Source organism: Bradyrhizobium sp. WU425, assembly GCF_021052305.1.
Classification (GTDB): Bacteria; Pseudomonadota; Alphaproteobacteria; order Rhizobiales; family Xanthobacteraceae; genus Bradyrhizobium; species Bradyrhizobium canariense_D.
In genome coordinates this window covers 7096011-7114918 of sequence record NZ_CP088089.1, presented here as the reverse complement: position 1 = coordinate 7114918, position 18908 = coordinate 7096011, and the positions used below count along the sequence as shown (strand labels likewise).

14 protein-coding genes and 2 pseudogenes are annotated in these 18908 nt (G+C 60.3%); 8 read left to right on the top strand and 8 right to left on the bottom strand.

All coding sequences use genetic code 11. From position 1 onward, the window contains the following. Window positions 1-22: 22 nt before the first annotated feature. Complete coding sequence (locus tag BcanWU425_RS33975; protein ID WP_204513318.1) at window positions 23-196, top strand: hypothetical protein; 174 nt, start codon at window positions 23-25, stop codon at window positions 194-196. Window positions 197-1032: 836 nt separating this feature from the next. On the opposite strand, the gene BcanWU425_RS33970 is transcribed toward BcanWU425_RS33975, so the two are convergent. From BcanWU425_RS33970 to BcanWU425_RS33960, 3 genes are all read right to left on the bottom strand, one after another. Then, entirely contained in the window at window positions 1033-2433 is a 1401-nt protein-coding gene (locus BcanWU425_RS33970; RefSeq protein ID WP_204513319.1) for an aspartate ammonia-lyase, read from the bottom strand. Window positions 2434-2533: 100 nt separating this feature from the next. Beyond that, window positions 2534-3589 (bottom strand): LysR family transcriptional regulator, encoded by a 1056-nt coding sequence (locus tag BcanWU425_RS33965; RefSeq protein ID WP_204513320.1) that lies wholly within the window; start codon window positions 3587-3589, stop codon window positions 2534-2536. 1568 nt (window positions 3590-5157) lie between these two features. Next, window positions 5158-6363: an MFS transporter gene (locus BcanWU425_RS33960; protein ID WP_231189487.1), complete on the bottom strand. Its 1206-nt coding sequence runs from the start codon at window positions 6361-6363 to the stop codon at window positions 5158-5160. A gap of 992 nt (window positions 6364-7355) precedes the next feature. Here BcanWU425_RS33960 and tnpA point away from each other — a divergent pair. From tnpA to tnpC, 3 genes are all read left to right on the top strand, one after another. Further along, on the top strand, window positions 7356-7757 hold the full coding sequence (gene tnpA, locus BcanWU425_RS33955; protein WP_085383740.1) for an IS66-like element accessory protein TnpA: 402 nt from the start codon (window positions 7356-7358) through the stop codon (window positions 7755-7757). Next, entirely contained in the window at window positions 7754-8101 is a 348-nt protein-coding gene (tnpB, locus tag BcanWU425_RS33950) for an IS66 family insertion sequence element accessory protein TnpB (RefSeq protein WP_204513322.1), read from the top strand. Before tnpA ends, tnpB begins: the two co-directional genes overlap by 4 nt. A gap of 45 nt (window positions 8102-8146) precedes the next feature. Beyond that, a protein-coding gene (tnpC, locus tag BcanWU425_RS33945; protein ID WP_231189485.1) for an IS66 family transposase occupies window positions 8147-9800 on the top strand; the annotation gives its coding sequence in 2 pieces (ribosomal slippage) (window positions 8147-8881 and window positions 8883-9800; 1653 coding nt in all). 48 nt (window positions 9801-9848) lie between these two features. On the opposite strand, the pseudogene BcanWU425_RS33940 reads toward tnpC, so the two are convergent. Together BcanWU425_RS33940 and BcanWU425_RS33935 are read right to left on the bottom strand one after the other, a co-directional pair. Continuing rightward, window positions 9849-10161, bottom strand: a pseudogene (locus BcanWU425_RS33940) (transposase); the annotation flags it as partial. A gap of 1189 nt (window positions 10162-11350) precedes the next feature. Next, the gene (locus BcanWU425_RS33935; protein WP_204513325.1) at window positions 11351-11557 is read right to left on the bottom strand and encodes a cold-shock protein; all 207 of its coding nucleotides are present in this window, start codon (window positions 11555-11557) and stop codon (window positions 11351-11353) included. 408 nt (window positions 11558-11965) lie between these two features. On the opposite strand from BcanWU425_RS33935, the gene BcanWU425_RS33930 reads away from it, so the two are divergent. Beyond that, a complete protein-coding gene (locus tag BcanWU425_RS33930) occupies window positions 11966-12271 on the top strand; it encodes a hypothetical protein (RefSeq protein WP_007605576.1) in 306 nt (101 codons plus the stop codon). Window positions 12272-12885: 614 nt separating this feature from the next. Here BcanWU425_RS33930 and BcanWU425_RS33925 read toward each other — a convergent pair. The 3 genes and pseudogenes from BcanWU425_RS33925 to BcanWU425_RS33915 form a co-directional block, all read right to left on the bottom strand. Continuing rightward, window positions 12886-14090, bottom strand: a pseudogene (locus tag BcanWU425_RS33925) (IS91 family transposase). A gap of 22 nt (window positions 14091-14112) precedes the next feature. After that, entirely contained in the window at window positions 14113-14976 is an 864-nt protein-coding gene (locus tag BcanWU425_RS33920) for a tyrosine-type recombinase/integrase (protein ID WP_204513326.1), read from the bottom strand. A gap of 428 nt (window positions 14977-15404) precedes the next feature. Continuing rightward, window positions 15405-16094: an IclR family transcriptional regulator gene (locus BcanWU425_RS33915; protein WP_085383736.1), complete on the bottom strand. Its 690-nt coding sequence runs from the start codon at window positions 16092-16094 to the stop codon at window positions 15405-15407. A gap of 163 nt (window positions 16095-16257) precedes the next feature. Here BcanWU425_RS33915 and BcanWU425_RS33910 point away from each other — a divergent pair, with 163 nt between their 5' ends. The 3 genes from BcanWU425_RS33910 to BcanWU425_RS33900 are packed head-to-tail and all read left to right on the top strand — an operon-like array spanning window position 16258 to window position 18860. Next, on the top strand, window positions 16258-17049 hold the full coding sequence (locus BcanWU425_RS33910) for an ABC transporter ATP-binding protein (protein ID WP_007605580.1): 792 nt from the start codon (window positions 16258-16260) through the stop codon (window positions 17047-17049). Continuing rightward, window positions 17033-17806, top strand: coding sequence for an ABC transporter permease (locus BcanWU425_RS33905; RefSeq protein ID WP_007605581.1), 774 nt, complete (start codon window positions 17033-17035; stop codon window positions 17804-17806). Before BcanWU425_RS33910 ends, BcanWU425_RS33905 begins: the two co-directional genes overlap by 17 nt. Continuing rightward, window positions 17739-18860, top strand: a complete 1122-nt coding sequence (locus tag BcanWU425_RS33900; RefSeq protein WP_231189483.1) for an ABC transporter substrate-binding protein — start codon at window positions 17739-17741, stop codon at window positions 18858-18860. The genes BcanWU425_RS33905 and BcanWU425_RS33900 overlap by 68 nt, the downstream gene beginning before the upstream one ends. Window positions 18861-18908 lie beyond the last annotated feature (48 nt).

Genomic DNA, 18908 nt, shown 5'->3' with positions numbered 1-18908 from the left:
CCGCTTCATCCAGCCGATCGCCGTGCTGATCGCCACTCCAAAACTGCTTGGCGGCCCGATTGCGCGCCCTAACGGCCAAATTAAGGGCGTCAGCTCTTACGGCATTGATATCGGCCAGAGGCTGGAAGTCGAAGCGCCCCAAGGCAGTGGCAATGTGGTCGGCCGTGAAGCGGGGGTGATCTCAATCGAGAACTGACTGTCACACCAGTAACATGCGGCGTTTCCGAATTGGTGAATGGAAATGCGAACCCCTTTGCGCTTTGCCACTCTATGGCAAGCAGCTAAATGCAATGGCGCCAATACAAAAGGTGATGCTAACTTTTGCTACAAACCAGGTAAACACTGGCACGGTCATCGACAAGGCCTACAGCCAGAGCATCTTGATTGATCTTACCTTATACTCAAACCGAATGTCGCATACGACATAAACAACGGCTGGGAGTGGGGAAACTTCAGCTGGGCCCAGTCGAGACGACGGATGAGATTCTGACGCGCGCAGCTGCCTCTCGGCATCGGATGGATTTCGCGTGCCTCAGTGCCGTCTTGAGTACGGCAGCGAACGAAAAAATGTTGGGCCCGTGTTCGAACCTGCGGGACTCGATCACGCATCGTGAATGTACCATCAGGTGAATCAGGCCGTAACCAGCTATCGGAGAACTTGCACATCTTGATCGGGCTACCGGCGGAACAGGATGTGAAGATTGGCGGAGGCCGGGACGGCCCCACGCGAATGGTTAGAATACGTTATCGACAATGTCTTACGTGTTTGCTGACTTTGCCGATCACTGCCCCTGGCGCTTCGGCCAGGCGCGTCCGTATAAGCACGACTTGAAGAGAGGCCGGAGCACTGACCTATGAACAAGCGGCCTCTCGATCGCGGCGCATCGTCTCATCCGCCGCATCGGGTTGGAGACAGGGCGATGGCGAGTTGGCTGTGGCATGACCTTCGTAGGTTGATCCTCTGGCCTTGTGCATCGACTCGCGGCATGCTCGTGAGCCCTTCGCGTACAAGGGCAAGTGCAGAATCGCGGCTCATGCGGCATTCTCGCGATAACGGGTGCTCTCGTGCAGCATCTGCAAAACCGCGCTACGGTTCAGAAGCCCGCGGTCGATCGCGATTTCGATGAACGGCCGCGTTTGCTCAGCGGCTGTAAGCACAAGTGTCGATACCTGTTCATAACCAAGGCGCGGTACGAACACGGTCGCAAGAGCCGAAGATTGCATCAAATTGCTGAGCGACCGTTCCCGGTCTGCCCGGATCCCCGAGATGCATTGGTCGGCAAATATTCTGGCCGATCGCGTCAAAAGCTCGATCGAATCGAACAGGCGCGAGGCGATGACTGGCTCGAAGTGATTGATTTCGAGTTGGCCGCTCAACGCTGAGAGAGATACTGCGGCGTCGTTGCCCACGATAGCGAACGCAACTTGCTGGATCATCATTGGTAGGACTGGATTGAGTTTACCTGGCATGATCGAAGAACCGGGCTGGAGAGCGGGCAACCGCAATTCGCCAAGCCCCGTATTTGGCCCAGAGGAAAGGATGATCAGGTCAGAGGCGATTTTCGCCATTACCTCTGCTGCGATGCGGATTTCCGACGACACGCGTGCGAAGGCGTCGGCGTTCTGCATGGCATCGAACATGTCGTCGCCTGGGCGTACCGCGTGGCCCAAGATTGCCGCAAGATGTCCATAGACGGCACGGCGATAGCCCGGCACTGCTCCGAGCCCGGTGCCAATCGCAGTGCCTCCGAGGGGAAGCACCATCAATTCCTGGCGCGCTACGGACAGCTTCAAGGAGAGCCGCTTGATCGCCGATGCGTAACCGCCGAACGCCTGACCGAGCGTCATCGGCTGGGCGGCCTGCATGCATGTGCGGCCGACGCGCAATACGTCAGCGAATACAATGGCCCGCTCCGAAAGAGCGGCCGCCACCTGTTCCAGCGCACCCACCAGATCGCCGGACTTTTCGTGCGCCGCCAACTTGAGCGCCGAGGGCAGCACGTCGTTCGTCGACTGGCAAAGGTTCACGTGATCATTTGGGTGGATCACGTCGTACCGGCCGGGCTTTTCACCGACAATTTGCAGGGCCCGGTTCGCCAGAACCTCGTTCATGTTCATGTTGATCGATGTGCCGCCGGAGCCTTCGAGCAAATCGATGATAAACTGCCCATCGTGTTTACCAGCAATGACCTCGTCCGCAGCCGCGATTAGTGCTCCTGCTACTTTGGCGTCGAGGGCTCCGAGCTCACGGTTCGCCGCCGCGGCGGCGCGCTTGATGCGCGCTAGTGCCCGAAGAAGTGCCGGCTGATCACCGAGCTTCTGGAGTGAGATGTCGAAATTCTCGCTCCCACGTAGGGAGGCCAATCCGTACAGGGCGCGCAGCGGCAGCTCGCGCGTTCCTAGACTGTCTATTTCGGTGCGAGTCGCTGACATCTCTGATCCCGGGTTCCGGACGCTACGCAAACAACTTTCTCCGAACACGGGCGAGAGTTAAAGCTAAAATCGGAGATGTTATGGAGGCTAATAAGTATGATTAATTAGGGTTATGTGTTCGTCGAGAGTCTCCGGGTGGGCCACCCGCAACGCACCGGCAGGCGGCGTCCTCGTGAGCGAGCGGATCCAACACGATGCTGCCGACGGAACGAGCCATCCAAGGAATTTGAGCCGCGATCTGGGGCAAGGTCCAGTTCCGCAGGAGCACACGAGCATCATCCGCTATTCGCGCAGCCAACGTGTCTAATCCGCCTTGCTTAGTCACCAACGCGATCGTGCGCGAGAGGCCGGTCGCCGGCAATGGCATGACTTCGAGCGCCGGCCGATGGACGGCAGCCTGCAATATGCACAGGGGTGTTGTAATCGCCACGCCCATGCCATTGGCGACCATCGAGAGTAGCGAGTCCGACGTGTCGAACGACATCGTCTGCGGATGCTCTATCCTTAGACGCCGGAGATGACGTTCAATTTGCGTTCCCATGTGCGAACGCGCGGTGTAGCGGATAAGTCGGTGCTCGAGTAGTAGGTCGTCCAGTGGACGATCGCGAAGAGTATCCGCCCAAGCAATCGGTGCTACCAGGAGGAATGGCTCGCGCAATAGGGGTAAGTGGGTAACTTCGTCAACGCCCTCCATTGGATCCGATGTGACAGCTGCATCGATCTCGTTGCGCATCAATGCCTCTGCGTGCGCGGGTACCAGCCCCGAATACGCGCTCACGCGAAGCGCGATTGAACCCGCCATGAGGCTGCGGACCAACAGTGGTCCCACTGTGGACGCGAACGTGTCGATCATCCCGAGCCGAAGGTCCTCGCGTTCGGGACGCGCTGCGGCGGCCCGCATTTCCTCGACAGCTCGTCCGACGCGCAGGGTTATCTCGCGCATGTGGGTGAGCAGAGCTTGCCCCGCCTCCGTGGGCTCAAGGGGACGACGATCGCGACGGACGAGGGACGCGCCAATATGCGCCTCCGCGCGCTTCATCGCTTGTGAAACGGCCGATTGAGTGATGCCAAGTCTGAGGCCGGCCGCGCTCATGCTGCCCTCTTCGATGACGACGGCCGCGACTTCCAGTACACGCAAATCAGGCAAACTAAACATAGGAAGCCTACGCTAATGGATTTTTATCGGGTGAGCCACTAGTCCGTTTTCTCAGTTGCGGCGAGTCAATCTACTCGACAGGTTGGTGCACCGGAAACTCGCGCTTACTGCGCAAACAGCCGATTCCAAAGCCGCAGCGGTGGAACTGTTCGACGACACTTCATTTATCCACATTTCCAACCGCTCCAATTTCGGCGCAGAGTTCGATCCGGTGTGTCTGGAGAGTCCGCGCCAGATGACAACATTTCCGGGTGGCGGATCGGCGGCCCTGGCCAGGTCGCCACCCAATAGTGCAAGTTCGGTCAAGTAGAATGCGGGGGCTCCAAGGCGACCTCGTCGAATGCCGACGTCCTTGATGAGTTCATCGAGCAATACGATCTCGGTGTCTGTGAAGGCGATCTTCGGTGATGCGTCCGGGCCGTACGATTGAGCATGATGAGCCAGAGGACGCGCCAGCTGAGAGGGCAGACGACCGCCATCAAACTAGCGAGCCGCTCCGCGGTCCGCAGTTTTGAGTCCTCCGCACTGCAGCCCGATTTTAGGAGCTTCTGGAACAGCTCGATTTTCGTGCACGCACCTATTGGATCATGGACGTAGCCGCGCCTTCTCTCTTATCAACGATGAGTGCGCCGCCTTTGTGCATGAGGTCAGAAGTTGACGCGATGGCCGCCGCGCATGAGCTCCCTCTTGAGCCTGTGGTTTTGGCCGACGCGGGCATCGATGTGTAGGTGCCTGCGAGTTCGCGGATATGGGTATCCGCAGACACGTCCGACCACCGGCCGATGATCCAATGCGACGGCCATCCCGAAACGAGTGAAGCGACCTGCCACAATGCGCTCAAGAGCGTAATCTTGATCTAGAGGCCGCGCCGATCTTGAGTCTCGTCTTCGGCACCATCATGCGAGTTCATTGACAGTAAGCCCAGTTCTAGACCATGGCTTTGAGATCCCAGTGGGTCTAAGGACGCAATTGATCGAGTCGCTGGTTGGAATGCCATTGTGATGCTGGTGAGCGCTCAATCAGGAAAGCACGCAAGTAGACGTCATCAGCTTGCTCATTTCGCGCAGGAAGGCGATGATGGCTCAGCTGCTCGGCAGCGCCTCGGAAGAGCCAGCAAAGAGCGCCTTCGGTTGAGCGCGATAGGACCGATCATCGAGAAGCGCGTCACACGCCAGCGTGAGGACGCTCACGGGATGAAGAAGGCGAGCTTGCCCGTCTGTCCGGTAGCGTCAATTATGATGCTAGAATGCGGGGTAATCTCAGGACAGAGACATTGTTGTGGAAAGAATGCAAAAGTGTCCCGCAGTGCGGTAGACCGCTCGACCGAATGCTCCTCGCAATGCCGCAACGGCGCAATCCCCCGAGATGTTCGCGTACATAGCCAAAAACTTCGATGCCGAGTTCCTCAACGAGTTCTCGGGCAAGGCCTGGCGTGGTGTTTCACCCCCTTCGGCCGGTCCGCCGGGCTGCACGAACATTTTGGTCCAACGCTCGCGCACCAGCGGAAGGTTCGTGCGACATTCGTGGTAGGGCACGCGGCGATCCGCGCCGTGCGCACGGCTGCGGCGTTATCCATCAAGCAACGCCCCCTTTTTTAGGTCACCCTCTGGGGCCGCTTGCGGGAGAACTATCAGCAGAGGGATGATGATGACCATACCAGCTGCCAGCATCACTCCTGATGGGCCGGCTACAGTCAACACCTGGGCGCCAAGGACGGCTCCGGAGCCGATGGCCGAATTGATGACCGCCGAGTGCATCGCGGCAGCAGTCATCACTGTCGAACCGGCGGCGCGCAGGATCCAGGTCTGGAGTCCCGCGAACAGCGCCGCGACGGCCGCGCCCCAGATGACCAGCAAGACAAGGACCCGGCCTGTCCCCAACTGGGGACCAAACCATCCAAGGCCAACGAGCGCCAGACACAGAGCAAGCAGCCCCGCAGTGATGATGGGCTTCATGAAGCGGTCGATGAGGACGCCCGCCAGGATGTTCCCCAGGAATCCTGCTCCGCCAAAGCCGAACAACAGCGCGCCAATCATGACTTGGGCAACATTTGGAATCTCGTTGAGGAATGGTTCTATAAATGTGTACGCCCCGAAATGCGCCGCCGCCATGAATGTCGTTACGGCATAGATCCCCAACAGGTCATGCCTGCGGCAGACTGATCCAAGCTCTCTCCATCCCGCTGGCGTCCCGGCCTGCATTTTCGGAAGAACTGCCACCATCAGGGCTGAGGTGATCAGTCCGATGGCGCCAATCAATCTGAACGCTGCACGCCATCCGCTCACCTGACCGACGAAGTTCGCGAGCGGCACGCCAACAACGGTCGCCATCGAGATCCCGCCGAATACGATTGCCGTCGCAACACCCATACTGCGGGACGGCGCAATCTTAGACGCAACCACAGCCGCCATGGCCCAATAGAAACCGTGAACGACAGCGCCCACCGTGCGTGCCAGCAACAACCCTTCGAAAGTGTGAGACATCGTCGCCGCAAACGTTGTTGCGGAAAGGATAAGAGTCAAGGCGATGAGTAGCGGCTTGCGAGGAAACTTCTGAAGCAGAACGGGTGACAACAGACCGCTGGCAGCACCGATCCAGGCATAGAGGGCCACCGTGAGCCCGACCGCTGCCTGATCTCGTCCGAGGTCGCGAGCAATCTGAGACAACAGCCCGATAGGTGCTATCTCTGCCAAGACGATGTGAAACGAGGCGATGCCTAGCACGATGACGGCGAGCCAGATGCGGAGCGAAGATTCTGTGCCGTCACTCGTCATTATTAAACATCACTGTACGAAGGATCCGCCCGTTTGATTTGTCGATGATCAGCCGCTGCTTGTACGCATTTTTCATCCATGGACGTGGCGCCGCATGGCACGGGCGTCTCTCCGGATGTTAATCGACCTGCATCGGTGGTATCCGATCGTTACGGTTGCATGGGTCGTTCTCTCCATCAACTGCGAGAGTTGATAGTTGACACACGACAAACGGCACTCGGTGTCCTCGACTGGCGTCCTGAGTGGGACTGTCGTTCCGGCCGGGGTCGTGAAAGAGGGCCTGACCTTACTCGAAGAGCTGCGTCGCTCGCCACCAGGCGCTGCGCTTCGCCAACCCCGCCAAACGAACGGTGCAATAGCATCGTGATGCCTTTCGTGCGTTCGGACGGCCTGCAGATTGCCGAGCTGCCAACACCGAGGAGGAGGTCTCACTCACGATGTCCCGGCACTGCTTCGGCAGCTTTAGCAGGGCGCTCGCGGATCATGATCTCCGGGAAGCCGCGATTGCCTCGCCTGCGTACGCGCGCGCTGGGTGTCAATCGGCCCTTTAATTGCGGTTTGTTGTCAAACTTACATTTCTGAACTCGCCCACGGCACGGTGGTAGTGCTCGCGCCGTCGGAGCTGGTCCGGATTGCGGAGACGGCGCGGGCCGGCTGATACGTGCATTGGATCGCCGGGGCTGGTTGAGGTCTTCGCTGGGATCATGGTCCTTTCCAAGTCGCGCAGCGCCTCATGATGATGTCGGGGTCGGGCGCCTCAACGTTTGCAGCGGAGTGCGGACGAGCCGCCACCGCCTGATTGACCGAGGCCGCCACAACACCGTCCCAGCGAGACATCGCCAGTCCGGCAGACCGGACCAGGAACTCTACAAGATCGGATCAGGCTTCCTTCCCCTGGCCCCAGTCGAACGATGGTATTCCTCCGTTGAGGGCCGCCTTGTTTGACGGACGCGAACGCTGCAGGTCCTAGGGGTAATCCTAGGAGAAGCGCTATGACGGTTTCGAGGGCGGAGGTGATCACATCGGTCGAGCGGCGACGCCGGTGGTCGCAGGATAAGAAGGAACGGCTTGTTGCAGCATCGCTCGAGCCCGGAGCCTGCGTTTCCGAGGTGGCTCGCATGGCTGGCCTTCATGTAAGCCAGCTGTTCAGGTGGCGCAAAGAGCTTTGCAAGCACGCTGAAGCGAGTATAGCGCCGTTCGTGCCGGTCGAGATTGGGCCGTCTGTGCCGCCGCGGGAGGTGGCCGAAGCGCCGCTGACGACGACGGCGGCGCGTCGACGGAAGAGCCTGGGCATCATCGAGATCGACCTTGGTAGCGGGCACCGCATCCGGGTCGATGGCGACGTTGATGGAGACGCACTACGTCGCGTTCTCGATGCTTTGGTACGCCGATGATCCCGGTTCCGACGGGCGCGCGCGTGTGGCTTGCGACAGGCTACACGGACATGCGCCGAGGCTTTCCAACGCTGGCACTCCAGGTGCAGGAGGTGCTGCGCAAGGACCCGCTCAGCGGTCATCTGTTTGTCTTCCGCGGTCGCCGAAGCGATCTTGTGAAGGTGATCTGGCACGATGGCCAGGGAGCATGCCTGTTCACTAAAAGGCTGGAGGGAGGGCGGTTCATCTGGCCTTCGGTTGCGGGCGAAGCAGTGACGATCTCTCCGGCGCAGATGAGCTACCTGTTGTCCGGAATCGATTGGCGCAACCCGCAAGAAGCCCAGCGTCCGACGCGGATCGGATAGCCGTTTTGGGTTTGAATCTGCTGCTTGATCTGATTCAATGGCTTCATGATATCGAAGCCGGACGAACTTCCATCGGACCTTGTGAGTGCCCTGGCGGCGCTGCAGGCCGAGCGTGAGGCGCGGCTGCTCGCCGAGGCGGTGGCTGCCAGTGCGCGGGCGGAGCTGTCGGACAACGCGGCGCTGATCGCGCATCTCGAGCTGCGGATCGAGAAGCTCAAGCGCGAACTGTACGGGCGGGGCTCCGAGCGCACGGCGCGTCTGATCGAACAATTGGAATTGGAACTCGAAGAACTCGCCACCACGGCGAGCGAGGATGAGCTTGCGGCTCAGGCCGCGGCGGCGAAGACCCAGAGCGTGCGCGCCTTCACGCGCAAGCGGCCGGTACGCAAGCCCTGGCCGGACGACATCGAACACGAGCGCATCGTTATCGAGGCTCCGACGAGCTGCGCCTGCTGCGGCGGATCGCGGCTGGCGAAGATCGGCGAGGATGTGACCAAGACGCTGGAGGAGATCCCGCGCCGCTTCAAGGTCATCGAGACAGTGCGCGAGAAGTTCACCTGCCGCGATTGCGAGAAGATCAGCCAGCCGCCGGCGCCGTTCCATGCCACGCCGCGCGGCTTCATCGGCCCACAATTGCTGGCGACGATTCTGTTCGACAAGTTCGGCATGCACATCCCGCTTAACCGCCAGAGTGCGCGCTTTAAGGCCGAGGGGATCGACCTGCCATTGTCGACGCTGGCCGACCAGGTCGGCCACGGGACCTTCGCCGTCATGCCACTCTCTCCACTTGATCGAACGCCATGTGCTTGCTGCCGAGCGCCTGCATGGCGACGACACCACCATCCGCATCCTGGCGAAGGGCAAGTGCAAGACCGGTCGGATCTGGACATATGTGCGGGATGACCGGCCCTTCGCCGGGCCAGCGCCACCGGCGGCGGTCTATTACGCCTCGAGCGACCGTCGAGGCGAGCATCCACAGAAGCATCTGGCCGCCTTCACCGGTATCCTGCAAGCTGATTGCTACAACGGCTTCGAGCCGTTGTTCGATCCGCAGAAGAAGGTGCTGCCGATTACGCCGGCGTTTTGCTTTGCCCATGCGCGGCGGGGCTTCTTCGAGCTGGCCGACATCGAGAAGAACGCCCGGGAAGGCCACAGGGGCAAACCGGTCTCGCCGATCGCGTTGGAGGCGGTCAGACGCCTCGACGCGTTGTTCGAGATCGAGCGCGCCATCAACGGCCGCGGCGCCGACGAGCGGCGCGCCGTGCGCCACGAAAAGAGCAAGCCGCTTCTCGAGGACATGCATGCCTGGCTGCTCCTCGAGCGCGAACCCCTCTCGCGCTCCTCCGAGGTCCTGAAGCCCATGAATTACATGCTCAGGCGCTGGGCCGACTTTGCCCGCTTCCTCGACGATGGCAGGATCTGCCTCACCAACAACGCCGCCGAAAGAGCGTTGCGCGGCATCGCCTTGGGAAGGCGCAATTGGACCTTCGCCGGCAGCCTGCGCGGTGCCGACCGCGCCGCCATCATGCTGACGATGATCACCACCTGCCGTCTTAACGATGTCGATCCCAAGGCCTGGCTCGCCGATATCGTCGCCCGTATCGCCGATCTTCCCGTATCGCGTCTGGACGAACTGCTGCCCTGGGAATGGAAGCTCCTCCGCCAAGGCGACACTCCCGCCGATCAGCAGGCTGCCTGATCTTTACGCAACGCCCTTCATAGAGCTCGTCGCGCTCGCGCGCATGCGTCAATCAGGCGGCCTTCGTCGTGTGCGTACGAACGATGTGCCGTAGACCCAGATACAGTGAAGAAGGATGGCGAGTTTGCGCGCGATGGCGACCTTTGCCTTTCGCATGCCAATCCGCTTAGCGAGCTTCATGCCCCAAGCCCTAAGAGAGGACCATTTCTTCGTTCGATGAAGCAGGACGATCGCCGCCTCGTACAGGCAGGTTGGGAGAAGACGGTCGCCCCATCGTGATATCTTGCCCAGTTTCGCCAGAGTGGTTGCGTCGAGGCGTAAGACCCAGATAGGCGCCGACGCTTGGTGCCGATCGGAAGCGCGATGTTTCAAGGTGCCGTCGCATGCGCTGGTTCATTAGGAGGACGGATCGAGCTTTAGCATTGATGCTAGCAGCCGCTCCGGCTTTGAATCCTCAAGTGGGCTTCAACGCGCGATGCCAACGGGCCGTATGTTGGTCCGTGCGAAGCCCGAATGATGGACGGAAGCGTTCCGCGGTTAAATAAATTAGACTACGAGGGGCGCGGATCGGTGGTGGACGCCCGAAATGTCCCGGCTCAGCAAAATCCCCTTGGAATTCCGATAGGTGAGTTCGGCATTGCCTTCGCGCATCTCAAAATTCGATTTTCAGTTCTAGCCGGTTCGCTGCCAAGAGGATTGCCAACCTCCACGACGAGAGGCTCTAGGGCGGAGAGCGATCCCATAATGGCGTGGCGACTGGACGAGCACTCACCAAAGATGGCCCCGCCCAATTAAGGTAAATTCAATCCAGCCCTGCCCCGACACTTATTGATGTGAAGGTAAACGATCATCGCCGCTGCGTATCATTTCTCGGCGAGATCATCCAGCACTTGAAGGGCGACTACGCGGTTTCAGCTTCAGCGTACGCGCCAGGCGTGTGGCTGAGCAAAGAACGCGGCGACCGCATGCACAACCGCGGCCGCAGGTGCGGCGTCGTGATCCCCGAAGGCTCCTGATGGAGGGCGTTGAGGAGCCTGCCCACAATCTACGAATTGCCTGCTTGTGAGCCCTCGAGGCTGGCGACCTTGACCGGATCCAACGTCCGGCGAAGGGAGCTCGCGCAGCAATAGCCTTATGTCGTAGCCCTCTCGAACCGCTCGAGAGTCCTTGCTTAGCTTTCCCATCCCTTCGTTGGTCCACACTGTTGAACTCGCGCCGCAGCATGGTATCGGGTTTGATCAGCGCCGGCGCCACCACCTCCAGTCCAGGATGATCGGCGAGGATGACCTTCCGACCAATAAGCCGCTCGCGAGCGCCTTCAAATCGCGCTATGACGAGCGGGCGGACTGACTGTTACCCGTCTACCAAACGGGACAAAGAGGCGTTGCGCTAGCGAGCATCGCTAGCTACGTTCTCTTGTATTCGGACCCGCGAAACGTCGAAAATTGGCGAGAAATGAAACGACCCCAGTGCTTAAAGCGGCTGGGGTCGTTCCGAGGTAAGCGCCAGACTTGGGAGGGGGGCTGAGGCCAGACGCCTACGACATGAAATCAGACACGCAGATCTTCCGCACTGCTTTTACCGCGCCTCGGGTCGACTTTAAGCTCGTAAGAGACTGCCTGCCCTTCCCGCAGGTCAGAGACGCCAGCGCGCTCCAGGGCGCTTATGTGTACAAAAATGTCTTGGCCGCCCCCATCCGGCTGAATGAAGCCGAAACCCTTCGTCGCGTTAAACCATTTCACAACACCCCTCGCCACTCCCATCTCCTATTTGAGCAATACTGTAGGGTAGTTCTGGTCGGACCATTCGGGCGATTCGCGCATTGACGCACAATCTCCGCTGCTTCGGCGTCAGCGTAGTTCGCTTGAGGAGTTCGAGTATGGCGAGCCTGGGCGATCATGCTTTCATGCCAGAGACCAGGCACAGCCGACGGGTTTGACCCAGGTCGCATCTTTCTGATCTTCCATCCTGTTGCGTCACTTGGGTGACGAAGGTTACGTGGGAAGTTCTCCTAGCAGGGAAGCCGCGAATTTCATCGGCCCAGATGGCTCATCGGCCACTATTTTGAGGACAAGCAGCGGCCTCGCAACTACCAAAAGGGGTAGCTGGACGAGCGTACCGCACCAAATTAGCATGCTCCCATGACTGTTCGGAGAACATGGAAGATGAACTGGAAGAACGAACTGGAGGCGCTGGTTCAACAATCCGCGGCACTCGTAGAACGCGCACGGAGCGTAGCGCCTATTCCAAAGCTGGTAGCACCCATCGCGCCAATCGCAAAAGCTTCCCCGCCCGATTCTGCCCGGCGGTTGAGCTGGAACACCTCCGAGCGAGAGCACATCAGCAAACGAGTTGCGAATTTCAGGGCGCATCAAGAGCGCGTGCGCCGCGAGCGCGACGAATATTTTTCCCGCACGATGCAACGGACACGAGATCTCGCGAGAGGCCACGGCTCCGACGAACAGATGTAGGCGGTCGGACAGTCGCGCAACTTTGCTAACAATCCGCCAAATCGCGCCAGAAGAGTCGACTGCGGCCGACCACCGGCTGGGAACGGCGAGTAGCCGTGAGAGTCGTACGAGGCTCCAAAAGACGCCCGTCACAGCCCATCTGAGGATTGCCGCGCGCTGAGGATTGCCGCGTCGTGTCCTCACGCCATAGGTTGCTCTCGTACTGGATGCGCTGGGGGCAACCACGCGATCGTTGTAGTGGCGCCGCCGACGCCCACACGAATCTGGCGCATGGATTTTGCACCGCCGAGGAAGGCGTGGGTGTTGACCCTGCCCCTCGGGCTTAATCCAGTTTGACGTTCGTTCTGGCCGAAGACGAGGACCAGAGCATGCAGCACGTTCGAGATCGGAAGGCCCGATCTGCTGGCTCGGCGCGTGAGGCAGAGACACGAGATGTGCGCGTCGGGGAAGAGTTGAGATCAGACGCGCTTCACTGGAGATCGCGATAGGCATTTTGCTGCATCGGACCGTTGTTGTCGCGGAGTGTGAAAGCACGGAGTCGACATCGTCCGCGATGATCGAGACGCCGGGAGCGAAATGACGAATGATGATCGTCGTGCACGGCATGACTTGGCTCACGATGTGTCGCATCGGAACGGTGATGTTCGAGGGCTGGAGCATCTGAAGCTGTGTCGAAAGCGCTCAATGATGCGCATCACGCCACCACAATCGGGCCAGGCAGGAACTTCGGCCCAGGTTTGAGCTTCCAAATCCACAGGCGGCGGCTCGCTGTCGTTTGGGGCTGTCTCATGATCGAGAAGTTCGCGGCAAAAGGCGAGCTTGGCAGCGCGATGGCGTTTGGCCATGAAGCCGAAGTGGCGGATGCGATGGAAACCGTCGGGCAGCGTATGAAGCAGGAAGCGGCGAATGAACTCGTCGGGCTTGAGCTTCATAATCTTTGTCGCGCCGTCCTGGCGGTAATCCTTCCATGTGAAGGCAACATGATCGTTGTCGGGTGCGACGAGCCGGCTGTTGGCGATCGCGACGCGATGGGTATAGCGGCCGAGATAGGCCAGCACCTGTGCGGGTCCGCCGAAGGGCCGCTTGGCGCAAGCGACCCAGTTGACGCGCTGCATGGCTTTGATGCGACCAGCGAAAGCGTCGAGTTCGGCAAGAGAAGCAAGATCGCCGAAGAAGCGCAAGGCGCCGGCGTTGAAGACCCCGATCAGGCGTTTGAGAAAAAGCCAGCGAAAGAGCCGGGACAGCGGTTTGACGGCCAGGAAGAAGTTCGGTCGGCTGGCGATCCAGCGTGTTCCATCAGGTGACGGGCCGCCGCCCGGCACGACACAGTGAATGTGGGGATGATGCGTTAGCGCTTGTCCACAGGTGTGCAGGACCGCGACGCCGCCGATCTCCGCGCCGAGCCGGCGCGGATTGGCAGCAAGCGTCGGTCATCGCCTCGGCGGCGGCCTTAAACAGGATGGCATAGACGACCGCCTTGTTTTGGAAAGCAATCGCGGCGATCGGTGCAGGAAGCGTAAAGACGACGTGGAAGTAGGGAACCGGCAGCAGGTCGGCTTCTCGCGCGGCACGGCACGCGGCTCGGGCTGGCCCCTGACACTTCGGACAATGCCGATTCCGGCAGGAATTATAGGCGATCCGCGTCATGCCGCAGTCATTGCAGGCCTCGACATGGCCGCCGAGCGCCTTGGTTCATCACCCGCCGCTCGACGCGACCGAGATGACCGGCATGGTCACGACGATAGGCGTCGCCATGCCGGCGCAAGATATCGGCAATCTCGATGGCGGGTCGGTGCGGGCGGACGTCGGGGCGGGTCATAAGCCGGATCCCGGAGCCGTTGTCATGCCGGTGGCGTCACCTCCAGCGACACGCGGTCGAGCGGGCTCTGCGTCGCCCGGATCGTATGGGTGGCGACCTGCGTGTAGCGCGCCGTCGACGACGGTTTATTGTGCCCGAGCAGTACCTGGATGATCCGGATGTCGATTCCGTTCTCCAGAAGATGTGTCGCGAAGCTGTGGCGCAGCGTGTGCAGCGTGACGCGCTTGGTCAGGCCCGCAGCCTTGACCGCCGAGCGGCAGGCGGCATGCAACACGGTCGGATCAATCGGGTGACCTTCGTCACGCCCAGGGAACAGATAAAGCCGCGGCCGGGCGAGCCGCCAGTAGGTGCGCAGGATGCCGAGCAGTTGGGACGACAGCATCACGTTGCGATCCTTCGCGCCTTTGCCGTGGCGCACCTGGATGACACCGCGGGTGCTGTCGATGTCTTCGATCCGCAGTCCCGCGACCTCGGAGGCCCTGGGGCCGGCCGCATAGGCGGTGGTGAGCGCGGCGCGGCTCTTCAGGCTCGACACCGCCTCGAGGAACTGCACCACTTCGTCGGCGCTGAGAACGACCGGCAGCTTGCGGGGCTCTCGCGCATAGGGAATGCGCTCGGGGATGAGCGCCTCGCCGAGCGTGACGCCGTAGAAAAACCGTAGCGCACAGACGATGATCTGGTTCAGCGCCGGCCATGAGATGTCGGTCGAGACCAGATGCACCTGGAAGGCCCGGACGTCTTCCAGCTCCAACCGCTCAGGCGATCGGCCGAAATAGCGGCTGAACTTCGAAACCGCGCTGATGTAGGATCGCTGCGTCGCCGGCGACAGATTGCGGACTGTCATATCCTCGATCATGCGGCGGCGAAGAGGGCTCAAATCGGCCATCTCAATACCCTGTCTGAGGGGGGCTCCAACACCCACATCCTCTCCGCCAGGAGGCGATCTACGCCACCTCGCCACGCACGCTGAGACAGCGGCTTCGTTCAATCCCAAATCGATTCGGTCTAACCCCATCCGGCTTTAGGCCGCACAATCCGCGAAACGTCCTAACCGCGCTTGCATCGATGTCGGCGCGCCGCAGCTTGGCCGTCAGGCCATGACGGCTCCAGAACACGCGCACCAGCACACATCACACGAGCAGCGTAATAGCCTTGAAGAAGCCTCCCTCCTGATGTCCGTGTAGGGATGGGTGGCGTCGAGATCGAGGATGATCTGCAGGCCTCAACAATGCGAGAAATGCGCGCTACGCTCAGGAGAGGCCATTGCGGCACCCGCTGAGCTGTGCGTTATAAACAGAACGCTGCCATTGTAGCTCAGCGCTCAGTTGCAGGCAGCAAACCAATCAGCGCTTTAGCCTCGGACTTCAGCACTTCAACGGCAGATTTCCGAGCATCTGCATCAAAGCGAGTGCGAATGGCGGAGACTGAGAGCGCGCCCCGCAATTTGCCATAGACATCGATGACGGGCACCGCTGCGGCCGCAACCTCAGGATCACGCTCGCCGATCGAGACGTAGAAGCCACGATCTCTGATCTTCTTTCCACCAGCTAATGCAAAATCGCGGTAAGCGGTAAGAACGCGGCCCGCAGCGCCACGATCAATCGGCAATCGTTGTCCTTCTTCGAGGTGATGCCGGACGGAACGCGGAGAATTAACGCGATAAAGGCAAATGCGCTCGTCGCCCTCCGCGATGTAGAAGGATGCGGTCTCTCCGGTTGCTTCGACCAGACGATGGAGCGAGGGTCTGATCAGGTCACCGAGGTCCAGCCCACGCTGATAGAGCGCCCCAAGGCGCCATAGCTCCGGTCCGGGTCGAAATAGGCGGTCGGTCCCCCGCACCAGGAATCCGTCCGCTTCCAGGGATGCGGCAAGGCGAAGGACCGTGCTCTTGTAGAAGTCCGTCGCCTCGGCAATCTCGGTCAGCGTCATAGCTGCGCGCTCAGGACCGAAGGCCTTGAGGATCGCCAGGGCGCGCCCGACCGCATCAACCCCTGTCTTTGCCATTGATACAGCCTCGTGTTCTGTTCTGCAGAACAGATATCCAGAATGGATAGAAAGTCCAGTGTCCCATGCTCATCTGCGTTCTGTGTTGCAGAATGCAATTGACTCCGGATAGAGCAAAAGTTACCTGTTTTGAGGCTTAGAACAGGTTCTGCGGAGCGAAACAATGGAAGGGCAGCCGGCACTTGCCGTCGACCTGCGCGACGTAATGATTCGCTTCGGCGACTTCACCGCCGTGAAAAGCATGAACCTCCAGGTCGGCGAAACCGAATTCGTTGCAGTGGTCGGGCCGACCGGCTGCGGAAAATCGACCATTCTCAATACTGTCACCGGACTGCTGAAGCCGGCCGCCGGCGAGGTTCGCATTTTCGGCAAATCGCTTAGGGGCCTGAACGGTCAGTCCGGCTACATGCTGCAACAGGAAGGGCTGCTGCCCTGGAAAACAGCCCAGGACAATGTCGGCCTCGGGCTGGTGTTTCAGGGAAGCTCGATCGCGAAAGCGCGCGAGCAGGCGCGGCCCTGGCTCGCCAAGGTTGGCTTGAAAGGGTTCGAGGAGCGCTATCCGCACCAATTGTCCGGCGGCCAGCGCAAGCGGGTCGCCATGACGCAGACCCTGATCATGGAGCCGAAGATCGTCCTGATGGATGAGCCTTTCTCCGCGCTGGACGTTCACACGCGCCGCCTCATGCATCGCATCCTGCTCGAGCTATGGCAGGCGGACCGGCGCTCACTCGTTTTCATCACCCATGACCTCGATGAGGCGATCACGCTGGCGGACCGCGTCGTTGTGATGTCTGCCGGTCCCGCGAGCCGCATGGTTGGCGATGTCAGGATCACGCTGCCTCGTCCCCGCGACGTCTCGGCGCTACAGACCACCGACGAGTTCGTCGCGCTTTACCGTGAAATCTGGTCGCTGCTCGGCGCCGAAGTGGAGAAAAGCTATGCCACGCAGGGGTAAGGTCGCTCTCACGCAGTTCGCCATCGTGCTTGGGCTGATCCTGATCTGGGAATTGGGCGTGCGGGCCGGGTTGATCGACCCGTTCTTCTTTCCGGCCCCGTCGACACTCATCGCAAGGATCGGAGAGTGGATGTCAACGGCCGACTTCTGGACCGATGTCAGCATAACACTGCTGGAGACGGTCCTGTCTTTCCTGGCTGGTATCGGGATCGGCACGGCGCTTGGTATCTGGTTGGGCTTAAGCCCGTTTGCGGCCGAGGTCGTTCAGCCCTTCATCAAGATGTTCAATGCGATCCCGCGCATCTTGCTGGGGCCCATTTTTGTCATCTGGTTCGGATTGGGCCTCACCTCCAAGGTCGCGCTGGGCGTGACGCTGGTTCTCTTCGTCGCTTTTTTCAACACCTTTCAGGGCGTTCGCGAGGTCAATCCGGTCGTGCTCGCGAATGCGCGCCTGCTACGTGCATCGAAGTCCTCCCTGCTGCGCCATGTCTACCTGCCGTCCGCCACCACGTGGATCCTGTCGAGTCTGCGGGTATCTGTCGGCATGGCCGTGATGGGAGCGGTGGTCGCCGAATATCTCGGTTCGTCCGCAGGATTGGGGCACCTGATTGCGCAGGCCGAGGGCGTCCTTGATGCCGCCGGTGTCTTCGCAGGGATCATCGTCCTCTCCGCTTTCGTCATCGCGCTCGATGCCATCGTCGACCGGGTGGAAAAGCGGCTGCTGGTCTGGCGGCCGGCACCTGCCCACGAAGTTTGATCGTAGCGCTCCCATTCTCACGGAGGTTCCCATGCACGCTTTTCCGAGACTGATGGTGGTTATCGCGGCAGCTGTATTGCCGCTCATTTCAGCGCATGCCGCCGAGCCGGAGAAGACAAAATTGAAGATCGCAGTGGGATCACAGATCCTCAACTATATGCCTCTCGAGCTTGGTGTGAAGCTCGGTTCGTTTAAGGACCAGGGCCTTGAGGTGAGCGTCGAAAACTTCCAGGCCGGTGGTTCGAAGGCTTTGCAGGCGCTGGTCGGCGGTTCGGTGGACGGGACAGTCGGCTTTTACGATCACACCATTCAGATGCAGGCGCAGGGCAAACAGATTTCCTGCGTGTTCCTGCTCAATGACATTCCCGGCGTGTTGCTCGGTGTCCGCAGCGGCCTCGCTGACAAGGTCAAGTCCGGTGCCGACCTGAAGGGCCTCAAGCTCGGGATCACGGCGCCGGGGTCATCGACCGACACCATGGCGCGCTACTACATCAAGAAATCTGGGTTGGGTCCGCGCGACGTGAACATTATCGCGGTCGGCAGCGGGGCACCCGGCATGGTGGCGCTCGAGGCCAGGAATATCGACGCGCTCGTCTATTTCGACCCGATTGCGACCCTTCTCGCGCGCAAAAAGAGTGCGACGCCGCTGTTCGACGCGCGCACACTCGAAGGCTCAAAACAGGCCTTTGGCGGAATCTATCCGACCGCCTGTCTCTACCTGCAGCAGACCTTCATCGACAAAAATCCAGAAACGGTCCAGCGCCTCGTCAACGCCTTGCTCAAAACCCACCGCTGGATCAACACGGCGTCGACGGAACAACTCGTCGACGCGATGCCTCCTGCATACAAGACCGACAATCGCGAGGTGAACATCGAGATCATGAACGCGTCGAAAGCGCTGTTCTCGCCAACCGGTCAGATGGACATCGACGCGGCCAAGGTCCCGCTCGCTGTCCTAGGCGACTTTGATCCGAAGATCGCAGCCGCAAAGATCGACCTCATCAAGACCTTCACGAATCGATTCGCGGAACGTGCTGCGCAGCAACTGAAATAAGTTGCGTACTAAGCGCTCGCTATCGGATCACCTACAAGAAGGCTCTTC

Bases quoted from the DNA above. Each gene is read 5' to 3' on its own strand.
- BcanWU425_RS33930 (WP_007605576.1), top strand. From the start codon at position 11,966: ATGAACTGGAAGAACGAACTGGAGGCGCTGGTTCAACAATCCGCGGCA.
- tnpA (WP_085383740.1), top strand. From the start codon at position 7,356: ATGACGGTTTCGAGGGCGGAGGTGATCACATCGGTCGAGCGGCGACGC.
- BcanWU425_RS33915 (WP_085383736.1), bottom strand. From the start codon at position 16,094: ATGGCAAAGACAGGGGTTGATGCGGTCGGGCGCGCCCTGGCGATCCTC.
- BcanWU425_RS33905 (WP_007605581.1), top strand. From the start codon at position 17,033: ATGCCACGCAGGGGTAAGGTCGCTCTCACGCAGTTCGCCATCGTGCTT.
- BcanWU425_RS33910 (WP_007605580.1), top strand. From the start codon at position 16,258: ATGGAAGGGCAGCCGGCACTTGCCGTCGACCTGCGCGACGTAATGATT.
- BcanWU425_RS33965 (WP_204513320.1), bottom strand. From the start codon at position 3,589: ATGTTTAGTTTGCCTGATTTGCGTGTACTGGAAGTCGCGGCCGTCGTC.
- tnpB (WP_204513322.1), top strand. From the start codon at position 7,754: ATGATCCCGGTTCCGACGGGCGCGCGCGTGTGGCTTGCGACAGGCTAC.
- BcanWU425_RS33900 (WP_231189483.1), top strand. From the start codon at position 17,739: ATGCCATCGTCGACCGGGTGGAAAAGCGGCTGCTGGTCTGGCGGCCGG.
- BcanWU425_RS33960 (WP_231189487.1), bottom strand. From the start codon at position 6,363: ATGACGAGTGACGGCACAGAATCTTCGCTCCGCATCTGGCTCGCCGTC.
- BcanWU425_RS33970 (WP_204513319.1), bottom strand. From the start codon at position 2,433: ATGTCAGCGACTCGCACCGAAATAGACAGTCTAGGAACGCGCGAGCTG.
- BcanWU425_RS33920 (WP_204513326.1), bottom strand. From the start codon at position 14,976: ATGGCCGATTTGAGCCCTCTTCGCCGCCGCATGATCGAGGATATGACA.